Source organism: Pseudomonas sp. MWU16-30322 (genome assembly GCF_020515535.1).
Taxonomy (GTDB): domain Bacteria; phylum Pseudomonadota; class Gammaproteobacteria; order Pseudomonadales; family Pseudomonadaceae; genus Aquipseudomonas; species Aquipseudomonas fluorescens_H.
The window spans coordinates 186,275-198,768 of the sequence record NZ_JAIWYL010000005.1; the positions used below are offsets into that span (position 1 = coordinate 186,275).

Here is a 12,494-nt window from a genome sequence, read left to right on the forward strand (position 1 = left end):
TCTCAATAGCGGTACTTGCCCTGATGAATATCGGCCAACACCTGATCCGTCACCTGCACGTACGTCTGGGTGCCGGGCAGCCAGGCGTAGACAGGATCATCGCCCGTCTGGCCGGGGTCGAAGCCTTCGTTTTTCAGTCGAGTCTTTTGGTATTTGAAAGTCCCGGTAGTTTCCATTTTCACCTTCACCCGCAGAAACAGCGGCACCGCATAGGCCGGCATGCGCTGACGGGCGAACGCCAGCAATTCGGCGAAATCCAGGGTCGCCAGGGATTCGGCGGGCGTGATTGCGGCCATCCCGGCGCGACCGTTGGTGTTGCGCACTTCCACGCCGTAGGCGACGGCCTCGGAGATATGCGGATGCTGCAGCAACAGGTTTTCCACTTCAGTGGTCGAGACGTTTTCGCCCTTCCAGCGATAGGTATCGCCGAGCCGATCGACGAATTGCGCATGGCCAAAACCGATATTGCGCAGCAGGTCGCCGGTATTGAAGTAGCGGTCGCCCTTGCTGAACACGTCGTGCAGCACCACCTTGGCGGTTTTCTGCGGATCGGTGTAGCCATCCAGCGGAGCTTTTTCGTCGATCCGCGCGAGCAGCAAGCCCTGCTCGCCTTTGCCGACCTTGCGCATGAAACCGTCGGCGCTGCGCAGCGCCTGCCCGCTGTCGTGGTCGTACGCCACCAGCTCCCAGGCCATCAGCGAGAAACCGATGGTGTTGTCGAAGTTGAGGATATTGCTGAAGCCGATATTGCCGTCGCTCGCCGCGTACAGCTCACAGATGTGCTCGACGGCAAACCGGGTCTTGAACTCGGCCCAGGCGCCGGGGCGCAAACCGTTGCCGATCATCTTGCGCACCCGGTGACGGCTGTCCTCGGCGCTGGCCGGTTGATCGACCAGATAGCGGCACAATTCGCCGACATACCCGAGGGTGGTCGCGTTATAGCGACGCACATCAGGCCAGAACTGGCTGGCGCTGAACTTGCGGCGGATCGCGAACCCCGAAGCACCGTTGATCGCCGAGCCCCAGCACACACAGAGCCCAGTGGCGTGGTACAGCGGCAAGGTGCAATAGACGACATCGTCGGGGGTCATGTTCAGGGCGATCATGCCGAAGCTGGCCGAGCTGCGCATCCAGCGACCGTGCTTGAACACGCCGGCCTTGGGCAGGCCGGTGGTGCCGGAGGTGTAGATGTAAAAGCACGGGTCGTTGAAGAACACTTCGCCGCTGCTGGCCGGGTTGTCACCGGGCGCTTCGGCGCTGGCGCTGATCAGGTTGACGTAGCCCTCGGGGGCAATACCGGGCTGGCTGTAGGTGTCACGGTCGGCGATAAACCAGGTGCGTTGCGCCGGGATCGACACTTGCTCGCGGATCGCGGCAAACGCCGGCTGCAGTTCCTCACCAAGGACAACCGCCACCGGCGCCACCAGATTTATGCTGTGGATCAGCGTATCGCGGGTCTGCGAAGTATTGAGCAGCGCACTGACCGCACCGACCTTGGCCAGCGCCAGAATGGTCACCAGCAGTTCCGGACGGTTCTCGATGAACACCGCCACCACATCACCCTTGCCGATCCCCTGCGCGCTCAGATAGTGGGCAATCCTGTTGGCCCACTGGTTGACCTGCGCATAGGTCAGCAAGACGCTGTCCTGCAAGATCGCCAGGCCTTCGGGGTTACGCAGCGTTGCCTGCTCGAAGGTCCAGCCGAGGCCACACGTTTGGGTCGGATCCGTGACGTTGGCGACTTTCATGCCTTTGACCACCCTTGGGATGGCTTTGGCGATCGTCGGCAGTTTGCGGAGCATCATGCCCCAGGTAATCGTGTCGCTCGGCGCGTGACTCATGGCAGCTCCCCGGTCGGCCTGGTTGGCCGTTTTTTATTGTTCGGGCTGTGGGCATTACCTGCGTTGTGGGCAAGGTCGAGTCCGAAAATACGTCAGCGCTTCTCGGCCTGTACACGCGGTTTTTGCAATGTTTTGTATCCGCCCTGTCACATCTGGCGGCGGTGATTGCGCCTTTGCCGTTTGGTTCCGTTTAATCCGTGACGATCCCGCAAAATGCAGGATGCACGATGGCCATTCATGCAGATTGCACGACCATTGCAGATTTCACGATTTTTAACCTATTGATTTATAAGGATTTTATTTTTTCAGCGTGCTGGCACAATCACTGCAATCTCCTTTGCATGCTTGCCATTCAAGTGCATACGGAGCTGAAAGACATGAGCCTGATCCAAGAAAAATTTACCTCGCTGTTCTCCAACTTCAACGTCACCACTGCGCCACGTCCCGATGGCGGGATTTTGCTGACCTTGCGCAGCAGTGAAGGCAAAGTGTTCAAGCGCGCCCTGACATATCAGCAAATGCACAACGCCGACCAACTGTCGTGGGCGATCAGCGCGATTCGTCGTGACCTAGCTGAAGAAGCCAGCGAACTGCCGCAGATTGCGATGCTGCAGAGCCAGCAGCGTTTTGCACTGCCGACGTATCACTCGCTGTAACTGATTCGAAGTCTTGAACAAAACAGGCCGGGCAGTTTTAACTGCCTGGCCTGTTTTTTATGGCTGACCCATTGTGGGAGCGGGCTTGCTCCGGGCGGCGTTCCGACGAAGGCGTCGTGTCAGTCGACATCAATGTTGAATGATCCACCGCATTCGCGAGCAAGCCCGCTCCCACATTAGAGCTATGTGTGTTTAGAAGGCTTCCGGCTCGATCGCGGTGAAGCTGTCGACAGTGATATGCCCTTCCAGCTCCCCACCCTCGCGGGCCAGGCCGCAGGTTTGCAGACCTGCCGCTTGCGCGGCGTCGAGTTCCTGCACGATGTCGGACAGGAATAGAATGTCCTGCGGTTCGACGCCAATCGCCTGTTGAATGTTGCGATAGGACTGTTCTTCGCGTTTAGGCCCCGACGTGGTATCGAAATACCCGCTGAACAGCGGCGTCAGATCCCCCGCTTCGGAGCAGCCGAAGATCAACTTCTGCGCCTGGATCGAGCCCGACGAATACACAAACAGTTGATAACCGGCCTGATGCCATTGCTTGAGCGCTTCAACAGCATCCGGGTAAACGTGGCCTTTCAACTGCCCGGCCTGATAGCCCTGCTCCCAGACCATGCCTTGCAGCGCTTTCAGCGGCGTGGCCTTGCGGTCTTCGGCGATCCAGCTCAGGAGAATTTCCACCACCCGTTCAACATCGGCCTGCGGCTCGTTGCTGTCACGACGCACGGCGGCGATCTGCTCGGCGACATCGGCGCGCTCGGCGTTCTGCCGCACGAAGTCCGGCAGATGTTTGGCGGCGTAGGGGAACAGCACGTCGAAGACGAAACTCACCGCGCTGGTGGTGCCTTCGATATCGGTGAGGATGACTTTGATCGACATCGGCTCAGTCCTCCAGACGCGGGAAGCGCCCGGCGATGTCTTCGCCGGTGAAATTCGCGACCCAGCCTTCGGGGTTGTTGAACAGACGAATCGCCACGAAGTGCGGGTGCTCGCCCATGTCGAACCAGTGCTTGGTGCCGGCGGGCACCGAGATCAGGTCGTTCTTCTCGCACAGCACCGCGTAGACGTAATCGTCGATGTGCAGGGTAAACAGGCCACGGCCAGCGACGAAAAAGCGCACTTCGTCTTCGCCATGGCGGTGTTCTTCAAGGAACTTGGCGCGCAGTTCGGCTTTTTGCGGGTGGTCGCTGTTGAGGCTGATCACATCGACGGTGATGTAACCGCGCTCGGTCATCAGTTTGTCGATTTGCTCCTGATAGGCGCTAATCACTTCTTCCTGGCTCGCGCCGGGCTGGATCTTCGCTGCGGCTTGCCAGCGGTCGAAGCGTACGCCCTGCTCGGCGAGCGTCGAGGCGATGTCTTCGAAATGGGTCAGCACCTTGTTCGGAATCTCGGGGCTGGAAACGTGATAGACGGACAGGCTGCTCATGGGCAATTCCTCGGTATCGGCCTTGCCGTCCGGCTCTTGCAGACCGGTCGGGCAGTGCATTTCATCAGGCGAATGGGCGGCTTCTGGTGAAGTCAGCCTTGGCGGTTCATGACGCTGCGGGTTTTCAACTCGCATTCAAACAGGAATTCAAAGGCCTCGATCTGCCGCAGGGCATCGCTCATCTGCGCACCCCAGGTGTAGAGGCCGTGGCCGCGAATCAGGTAACCGACGCAATCGGGATGGGCGTCGAGCCAAGGCTGCACCTTGGCGGCGAGGCGCGCAATGTCCTGATCGTTGTCGAAAATCGGCACGCGCACCCGGGATTCGTGGGTGGAGATGCCGCTGAAGGCTTTTTGCAGCTCGTAGTCTTCGAACTCGATGAAGTCTTCCGGCGTCAGGCGCGACAGCACCGTGGCATTCACCGAATGGGTGTGCAGCACCGCGCCGATCTCCGCGCGCCAGCTATACAGCTGAGTGTGCAGCAGGGTTTCGGCGGAGGGCTTTTTGCCCGGTTCCAGGCTGTTGCCGGACAAATCGGTGGCGAGCACGTCGTCCAGGCCCAACTGGCCCTTGTGCTTGCCGGACACGGTCAGCAGCGCTTCGCTCGGCGACAGACGCGTCGAGTAATTGCTGCTGGTGGCCGGCGACCAGCCGCGACCATAAAGAAAACGCCCGGCGTCGACGATCTGCTGGGCGAGCTGTTCACGCGTAAGGCTCATGGCCTGTCCTCTTGCATACGTGTGGCAATGATAACGGCAGCAGCGAGCGCCGCGAGACTGGCAATACTAAAGGTCAATGTCGCGCCGAGGGCGTTCCAGCTGTAACCGGAATACAACGCACCCAGCGCGCCACCGGTGCCGGCCAGCGCCGCATATAGCGCCTGGCCCTGACCTTGCTGACGCGCACCGAAGCTACGTTGCACGAACGCGATGGCAGCGGCATGAAAGCTGCCGAAGGTCGCCGCGTGCAGCACCTGGGCGAACAACAGCACCCAAAGGAATTCGGCGAACGAACCTAGCAGTAACCAGCGCAACGCCGCCAGCAGAAAACTCGCCATCAGCACGCGGCGCAATGAAAACCGCGCGAGAATCCGGCTCATCGCCATGAACATCAGCACTTCGGCGACCACGCCCACGGCCCAGAGCATGCCGATCACGCCACGGCTGTAACCGAGGCGTTCAAGGTGCAAGGTCAGAAAGGTGTAATACGGGCCGTGGCTCATCTGCATCAGCGCGACGCAGGCGTAAAACGCCAGCACACCGGGGCTGCGCAGCTGCTTAAGGAACCCTTCCCCGCTCGGCCGGTTACCTTGCGGTGGTTGCGCATTCGGCACCCACAAGCTGCTGAGGACGATGCCGGCCATGATCAGCACCAGCGCCGCCGGGTAGATGTCGAGGCTCAGCCATTCGAACAAACGGCCCAGCGCGACCACGGTGATTATGAAACCGATCGAGCCCCACAGGCGAATCTGGCTGTAGCGCGAGGTCTGCCCCTGCAAGTGCGCGAGGGTGATGACTTCGAACTGCGGCAGCACCGCGTGCCAGAAAAACGCGTGCAGGGCCATGACCATCGCCAGCCAGGCGTAGGTTTTGCTGACGAAAATCAGCGAGAACGTCAGCAACGTGCACACCGCGCCGAAGCGCACGATGGCCAGGCGCTTGCCGGTGTAGTCGCCGAGCCAGCCCCAGATGTTCGGCGCCACGCAGCGCATCAGCATCGGAATCGCCACCAGTTCGCCGATCCGCGCAGGGCTGAAGCCGAGGTGATCGAAGTACAGCGCCAGAAACGGCGCTGTCGAACCAAGCAAGGCGAAATAGAACAGATAGAAACTGGACAGCCGCCAGTACGGGAGCGCCGCCACGCTCAGACCGCGACGGCTTGGCGATCAACCATCAAAGCTGACCCAGTACCGGGGTGCTGACGCGCACGTCGGCGTTTTGCCCACGATGACGCAGCAAGTGGTCCATCAGCACGATGGCCATCATCGCTTCGGCGATCGGCGTAGCACGGATGCCGACGCACGGGTCGTGACGGCCCTTGGTGATCACGTCGACCGGATTGCCGTGGATGTCGATCGAACGGCCCGGAGTGGTGATGCTCGACGTCGGTTTCAACGCCAGATGCGCGACGATCGGCTGACCGGACGAGATGCCGCCGAGGATGCCGCCAGCGTTGTTGCTGAGGAAACCTTCCGGGGTCAGTTCATCGCGATGCTCGGTGCCGCGCTGGGCGACGCAGGCGAAACCGGCGCCGATTTCCACACCTTTCACTGCGTTGATGCTCATCAGCGCATGGGCCAGTTCGGCATCGAGGCGGTCGAAAATCGGCTCGCCGAGACCCGGCATCACGCCTTCGGCGACCACCGTGATCTTCGCCCCGACCGAGTCCTGATCGCGGCGCAACTGGTCCATGTAGGCTTCCAGCTCCGGAACCTTGTCCGGATCCGGGCTGAAGAAGGCGTTCTCTTCCACCGAGTCCCAGGTCTTGAACGGGATTTCGATCGGGCCGAGCTGGCTCATGTAGCCACGGATGACGATGCCCTGGGTGGCGAGGAATTTCTTCGCAATCGCCCCGGCCGCCACGCGCATCGCGGTTTCCCGCGCCGAGCTGCGACCGCCGCCGCGGTAATCGCGCTCACCGTATTTGTGGTGGTAGGTGTAGTCGGCGTGTGCCGGGCGGAACAGATCTTTGATCGCCGAGTAGTCCTTGGACTTCTGGTCGGTGTTGCGGATCAGCAGACCAATCGAGCAACCGGTGGTGCGCCCCTCGAACACGCCGGAAAGGATTTCGACTTCGTCGGCTTCCTGGCGCTGGGTGGTGTGGCGGCTGGTGCCCGGCTTGCGGCGATCGAGGTCGCGCTGCAGGTCTTCAAGGGAGATCTCCAGGCCCGGCGGGCAGCCGTCGACAATGGCGACCAACGCCGGACCATGGCTTTCGCCAGCGGTGGTGACAGTGAACAACTTGCCGTAGGTATTGCCGGACATGCAGGACGCTCCGTGAAATCAAACCCAAATTCGTGATGCGCGCCAGTATACGCAGGCTAACCGACTAGTTCATCCTCGAACCTTAGTGGTGTTGGTGAGTCCAACCCGCACCTTGGCGAATGATGGCGTGATGATGCTGCGAGTTCTGATCTTGAGTCTTACCCTGTTTACCGGTTTTGCCCACGCGACTGTCCTGCAAAGACCGATCTCTCTGGAGACCGGCAGCGGAGAACTTTTCGGCTCGCTGCTGCTGCCAAAATCCGACAACCCGGTGCCGGTTGTCCTGATCCTTGCGGGTTCCGGTCCGACGGATCGTGACGGCAACAATCCCGATGGCGGGCGCAATGACAGCCTCAAGCGGCTGGCCTGGGTGCTGGCCAAACACAACATCGCCAGCGTGCGCTACGACAAGCGCGGGGTGGCCGCAAGCCTGGCGGCCACGCCCGACGAGCGCAATCTGTCGGTGGAAGCCTACGTCAACGATGCGGTGGCCTGGAGCCAGAAGCTGAAAAGCGATCCGCGTTTCGGCCCGTTGATTCTGCTCGGACACAGCGAAGGCGCACTGATTGCCACCCTCGCCGCCCCCCGTGCCGACGCCGCCGCGCTGATTTCGCTGTCCGGCAGCGCCCGCCCGGTGGATCAGGTGATCCGCGAGCAACTGGCGCGCAGCCTGCCACCGCCGTTGATGCTGCGCAGCAATGAAATTCTCGACAGCCTCAAGGCCGGCCACACCGACGACAACGTGCCGGCGCCGCTTCAAGCGATTTTCCGTCCGAGTGTGCAGCCTTACCTGATTTCCCTGTTTCGCCAGGATCCGGCCAAGGCCTTCGCGCAACTGAAAATGCCGGCGCTGATCATTCATGGCACCCACGATATGCAGGTCGGCGTAGGCGATGCGCAGGCACTGAAAACCGCCAGACCCGAGGCCCAACTGGTGGTGATCGAAGGCATGAACCATGTCATGCGCATCGTTCCCGCCGACGTGAAGCGGCAATTGGCCTCGTACAAGGACCCGAATTTGCCACTGGCAGCGGAGCTGGGCGGCAAACTCATCGAATTTATTGACGGACTTCGCACCCGTTAAGGGCTTTTTGCCCTCCAGTCCTGGAAAAAACGGCCGATAAGCCTTTGTCGCCAGCGTACCGGCTGGCGACAAGCAGGGCTTGGACAGGATCTCGCCGTTATGACTGATACCCCGACTTCACCCGACACCACCGCTGAAAAAGACGCACCGCCAGCGGTCGAGCTGCCATGGGCGGACGTCAGCGTCGAGCACCACAAGATGCTCCGCCTGGCCCCGCTGCAGACCGACCGCAACACCGGTGGCCGGCCGCTGCGCTTTGTCGAGTTCGGCTATGCCGAGCGCAACAGCAAAGAACACAGCCTGATGCGCATGGCGATCAAACTGCCCGGCCAACGCGTGCGCAAGGAGCAGAACCAGCTCGACGTGTGGGTCAATCACACCAGCAAACGTGTGCATTTCGGCCCGGACAGCGGCTTGCAGATCGAACCGCTGAACCGTGGCATCGGTCGTTTCATGGCCGCGCAAGGCATCAACTGGGCGAAAAAACGCTGGCCCGCCTACACCGTCGACGGCATGGACTTGAACAACAAGGACGCGCTGAACGAAGACACCCGCCTGCGTCGCGATCACTTCTTGCGCGTGCATGGTTTTGATGTGGTGTACGCCGATGCCCAGCATCTGAAGGGCAGCGTCAAAGAGGTGCAAGTCGGTGACTTGCTGGGCGACTGGAACAGCGAAAAGCTGCAGATCGTCGAGATTCTTGAAGCGGCGCAGATGCTGCAACAGGCCGAGCAGAACCTGGCCGAGCAGGAAGTGAAGCTGAAGAAGCAGGAAGACAAAGTCAGCAAGTTCAAGCGTGAAGACGCCGGGTTGCGCTTCACCATTACCTGTCTGGTGGCGTTTGCGGTGTTTCAGGCGGGGTTGCTGATCTGGATTGCTACGCACCGCTGAAATCAGCGATGACCTGTGGCGAGGGAGCTTGCTCCCGCTCGGCTGCGAAGCAGTCGTAAAACATGCGCATGCGGTATGTCTGGTGCACCGTCATTGCATATTTTGGGTCTGCTTCGCAGACCAGCGGGAGCAAGCTCCCTCGCCACAGAAGTCAGTCAGGTCAAACGCGGGAAGCGAACAGCGCCTGATGCTCGCGGCACTGCTCCGCCGTCAGCATGAACACGCCATGCCCGCCGCGCTCGAATTCGAGCCAGGCGAAGTCGACTTCCGGGTACAGCGCTTCGACGTGCACCTGGCTGTTGCCCACTTCGACAATCAACAAGCCCTTCTCGGTCAGGTGATCCGCCGCTTCGGCGAGCATCCGCCGTACCAGGTTCAGACCGTCATCACCGCAGGCCAGGCCCAGCTCCGGTTCGTGCTGGTATTCATCCGGCATGTCGGCGAAATCTTCCGCGTCAACGTACGGCGGGTTCGACACGATCAGGTCAAAACGCTGCCCCGGCAAACCATCGAAACCATCGCCCTGCACGGTATAAACGCGCTCATCGACGCCATGACGCTCGATGTTCTGATTGGCCACTTCCAGCGCTTCGAACGACAGATCCGCCAGCACCACTTCGGCGTTCTGGAATTCGTAGGCGCAGGCGATGCCGATGCAACCGGAGCCGGTGCACAGGTCGAGAATCCGCGCAGGCTCGTCGCCGATCCACGGTGCAAAGCGGTTTTCGATCAGTTCGCCGATCGGTGAACGCGGGATCAGCACGCGCTCATCGACGATGAACGACATGCCGCAGAACCACGCCTCGCCCAGCAGGTACGCCGTCGGGATGCGCTCTTCAATGCGGCGCTTGAGCAGGCGTTGCAGGTTGACCAGTTCGTCGTCTTCCAGCGCACAATCGAGGTAGCTGTCGGCAATTTCCCACGGCAGGTGCAGGGCACCGAGCACCAGTTGCCGGGCTTCATCCCAGGCGTTGTCGGTGCCATGACCGAAAAACAGATCCTCCCCATGGAAGCGGCTGACGGCCCAACGGATGTGGTCGCGCAGGGTACGAAGTCGGGAAGTGATCACGGGGCAGAACTCCAGAAAAAACGACTGACGATTCTACCAGCCAAAACGCCCGCCGACGACGCAGGAAAATCAGCGGAGCAACAGTAGGACTTTTCTGATTTTTGCATCAGCTATTGAACAGAACGTGTAACTTGACAAGGCTGCAGGCCAGTAACGACGGCGCCTACGATGGTAGCGGTTCACAGAACCGCTCAGCCAGAGGACAATGCCGCAAAAGCCCCACCCCAAGGAGCCCCGAATGTCCGTTCCAAAAACGATGTTTCAACTCAGCGGCCGCGGTTACGCAGCGGCCACCCTGAGCCATGCCACCGTGGTCATCATCGATGCCCAGAAAGAGTACCTCAGTGGCCCGCTGGCCCTGAGCGGCATGGACGCGGCCGTCGCGAACATCAAACAACTGGTCGCCGCGGCCCGTGCAGCCGGTCGGCCGATCGTGCACGTGCGTCATCTCGGCACCGTCGGTGGCCTGTTCGACCCGCAAGGCGAACGTGGCGAGTTCATCCCCGGCCTTGAGCCACAGGGTGATGAAACCATCATCGGCAAACTGCTGCCGAGCGCGTTCCATGGCACCGAACTGCTTGATCGCCTGCAAAACCTCGGCTCGCTGGACCTGATCGTCTGCGGCTTCATGAGCCATTCCAGCGTCAGCACCACCGTGCGCGCGGCGAAGAACCTGGGCTTCCGTTGCACCCTGGTCGAAGACGCCTGCGCCACCCGTGACCTGCCGTTCAAGGGCCGCGTGCTCAGCGCCGCCGTGGTGCAGGAAGCGGAAATGGCGATCATGGCCGACAACTTCGCCACCCTCGCCCTGACTCAAGATCTGATCTGATCTGCTCTGATGAGCGGCTCACCGCGCCGCTCATCCGCAAAAGCCTCGCATTTGCTTCAATTGCCTTAGCCTCAGGAACAACCCGGTCAACTCCCGGTCGAAGGGCCGATACCCATTGAGGAAGGTCGGAATGAAGTTATCCGATGGATTTGACGCACGCCGCTTGCGGCCCAAAGGCCAAAGCAACTGGCGTTTTCGATTCGGCGCAGCGATCGCCGCCATTCTGGCGACGTTCGGTGTGTTGCTGGCGATGGCCGGAGCCGCCAGCCTGCTGGGGCGCCCGCCGGCGCTCGGCGACTTGAATGCCACGCCGACGGGTTCGGCGATCATTCTGGCGGTCGGTTTGTTGTTCCTGTACTTCGGCGTGGCGCTGTGGCGTCGATGCCGGCGTCGCGCCCGGCAATCGCGGGAACTGAACATGTCCCCGCACCTGATGAAAAAACACGACTGAGGTGATGGCCTGGCTTTTTGCCGGGCCGTTTTGTTTCGACTTGGGTAAACTGGCCGCCCTTCGCGGAGGCTGACATGCAAGACGACGATTTTTCCCTGTTCAAAAGTGCGATCCAAGGCGTCAAGCCGATCAAGCACGACCGCGCCGACACCGGCAAACCCAAGGCTGACCGCGCCCGGATCGCCAAGCTGCGCCAGTCCGCCACCGTGCGCACCGAAACCACCACCGTGGATGGCCTGTCCGATCAGTTCGTGATCGACGTCGGCCCCGAAGACGAGTTGATGTGGGCCCGCGACGGGGTGCAGGAAAGCCAGATGCGCAAGCTCAAGATCGGCCAGATCGCGTTCGAAGGCAGCCTCGACCTGCACGGCATGAATGTGGAAAAAGCCCGGGAAACCCTCTGGGCCTTTCTCGCCGAAGCGACCAAATTCGAAATCCGCTGCGTGCGCGTCACCCACGGCAAGGCGGTGCGCCTGGACGGCAAGCGGCCGATGATCAAAAGCCACGTCAACACCTGGCTGCGCCAGCATCCGCAGGTGCTCGGTTTCACCTCGTGCCAGGCGAAACATGGCGGTGCCGGTGCGGTGTACGTGATGCTCAAACGCACCATGATGGAAGGCCGCGACGAATAATCGCGTTACACCGAACTTGCAGGGTCGTGTCCGCCACCGTACCCTTGCCCTTTGCGAAAATCCCCACAGGTAGTTTCATGTCCCTGGAACAGAATTACACCGCGATTCTCGGCCAACTGGGCGAGGACGTGTCCCGCGAGGGCCTGCTCGACACGCCAAAGCGTGCCGCCAAAGCCATGCAGTACCTCTGCCGCGGTTATGAACAGACGCTCGAAGAGGTCACCAACGGTGCCCTGTTCAGCTCCGACAACAGCGAAATGGTGCTGGTCAAGGACATCGAGCTGTACTCGTTGTGCGAACACCACCTGCTGCCGTTCATCGGCAAGGCGCACGTTGCGTATATCCCGAGCGGCAAGGTGCTGGGCCTGTCGAAGGTCGCGCGGATCGTCGACATGTACGCCCGCCGCCTGCAGATCCAGGAAAACCTCAGCCGCCAGATCGCCGATGCGGTGCAGCAAGTCACCGGCGCGCTGGGCGTGGCCGTGGTGATCGAGGCCAAGCACATGTGCATGATGATGCGCGGTGTCGAGAAACAGAATTCGTCGATGATCACTTCGGTGATGCTCGGTGAGTTCCGCGAAAACGCGGCGACGCGCAGCGAATTTCTCAGCCTGATCAAGTAATTCGCGGT

14 protein-coding genes are annotated in these 12,494 nt (G+C 61.0%); 7 read left to right on the plus strand and 7 right to left on the minus strand.

Annotation, left to right across the window (positions count from 1 at the left end; all coding sequences use genetic code 11):
- Positions 1–2: 2 nt before the first annotated feature.
- Complete coding sequence (locus LCH64_RS11950; RefSeq protein WP_226500369.1) at positions 3–1,841, minus strand: long-chain-acyl-CoA synthetase; 1,839 nt, start codon at positions 1,839–1,841, stop codon at positions 3–5.
- A gap of 377 nt (positions 1,842–2,218) precedes the next feature.
- On the opposite strand from LCH64_RS11950, the gene LCH64_RS11955 reads away from it, so the two are divergent.
- A complete protein-coding gene (locus tag LCH64_RS11955) occupies positions 2,219–2,497 on the plus strand; it encodes a DUF3509 domain-containing protein (RefSeq protein ID WP_027613327.1) in 279 nt (92 codons plus the stop codon).
- A 192-nt stretch (positions 2,498–2,689) separates the two neighbouring features.
- Here the strand turns inward: LCH64_RS11955 and mtnC are convergent, their stop codons facing one another.
- The 5 genes from mtnC to aroC all read right to left on the minus strand — a co-directional run bounded on the left by mtnC (position 2,690) and on the right by aroC (position 6,907).
- Positions 2,690–3,373, minus strand: a complete 684-nt coding sequence (mtnC, locus tag LCH64_RS11960; RefSeq protein ID WP_226500371.1) for an acireductone synthase — start codon at positions 3,371–3,373, stop codon at positions 2,690–2,692.
- Between the two features lie 4 nt (positions 3,374–3,377).
- The gene (locus tag LCH64_RS11965; protein ID WP_027613329.1) at positions 3,378–3,923 is read right to left on the minus strand and encodes an acireductone dioxygenase; all 546 of its coding nucleotides are present in this window, start codon (positions 3,921–3,923) and stop codon (positions 3,378–3,380) included.
- Between the two features lie 92 nt (positions 3,924–4,015).
- The gene (locus LCH64_RS11970) at positions 4,016–4,642 is read right to left on the minus strand and encodes a methylthioribulose 1-phosphate dehydratase (RefSeq protein WP_095139982.1); all 627 of its coding nucleotides are present in this window, start codon (positions 4,640–4,642) and stop codon (positions 4,016–4,018) included.
- Positions 4,639–5,784 (minus strand): MFS transporter, encoded by a 1,146-nt coding sequence (locus LCH64_RS11975; protein WP_103486001.1) that lies wholly within the window; start codon positions 5,782–5,784, stop codon positions 4,639–4,641. Before LCH64_RS11975 ends, LCH64_RS11970 begins: the two co-directional genes overlap by 4 nt.
- Positions 5,785–5,815: 31 nt before the next feature.
- A complete protein-coding gene (gene aroC / locus LCH64_RS11980; protein WP_003223202.1) occupies positions 5,816–6,907 on the minus strand; it encodes a chorismate synthase in 1,092 nt (363 codons plus the stop codon).
- Between the two features lie 130 nt (positions 6,908–7,037).
- Between aroC and LCH64_RS11985 the strand changes: the two genes are divergently transcribed.
- Both LCH64_RS11985 and LCH64_RS11990 read left to right on the plus strand, forming a co-directional pair.
- A complete protein-coding gene (locus LCH64_RS11985) occupies positions 7,038–7,991 on the plus strand; it encodes an alpha/beta fold hydrolase (RefSeq protein WP_226500372.1) in 954 nt (317 codons plus the stop codon).
- A 99-nt stretch (positions 7,992–8,090) separates the two neighbouring features.
- Entirely contained in the window at positions 8,091–8,882 is a 792-nt protein-coding gene (locus tag LCH64_RS11990) for a hypothetical protein (protein WP_003223198.1), read from the plus strand.
- 160 nt (positions 8,883–9,042) lie between these two features.
- Here the strand turns inward: LCH64_RS11990 and prmB are convergent, their stop codons facing one another.
- Positions 9,043–9,951 carry a 50S ribosomal protein L3 N(5)-glutamine methyltransferase gene (gene prmB / locus LCH64_RS11995; protein ID WP_003223196.1) on the minus strand — a complete coding sequence of 303 codons (909 nt, stop codon included), beginning with the start codon at positions 9,949–9,951 and terminating at the stop codon, positions 9,043–9,045.
- 238 nt (positions 9,952–10,189) lie between these two features.
- Between prmB and LCH64_RS12000 the strand changes: the two genes are divergently transcribed.
- The 4 genes from LCH64_RS12000 to folE all read left to right on the plus strand — a co-directional run bounded on the left by LCH64_RS12000 (position 10,190) and on the right by folE (position 12,486).
- Positions 10,190–10,780 carry a cysteine hydrolase family protein gene (locus LCH64_RS12000; RefSeq protein ID WP_003223193.1) on the plus strand — a complete coding sequence of 197 codons (591 nt, stop codon included), beginning with the start codon at positions 10,190–10,192 and terminating at the stop codon, positions 10,778–10,780.
- Positions 10,781–10,910: 130 nt separating this feature from the next.
- Entirely contained in the window at positions 10,911–11,231 is a 321-nt protein-coding gene (locus LCH64_RS12005; RefSeq protein WP_003223191.1) for a hypothetical protein, read from the plus strand.
- Positions 11,232–11,305: 74 nt separating this feature from the next.
- The gene (locus LCH64_RS12010) at positions 11,306–11,863 is read left to right on the plus strand and encodes a Smr/MutS family protein (protein WP_226500373.1); all 558 of its coding nucleotides are present in this window, start codon (positions 11,306–11,308) and stop codon (positions 11,861–11,863) included.
- Between the two features lie 77 nt (positions 11,864–11,940).
- Positions 11,941–12,486: a GTP cyclohydrolase I FolE gene (gene folE / locus LCH64_RS12015; protein ID WP_003204506.1), complete on the plus strand. Its 546-nt coding sequence runs from the start codon at positions 11,941–11,943 to the stop codon at positions 12,484–12,486.
- Positions 12,487–12,494: the final 8 nt, after the last annotated feature.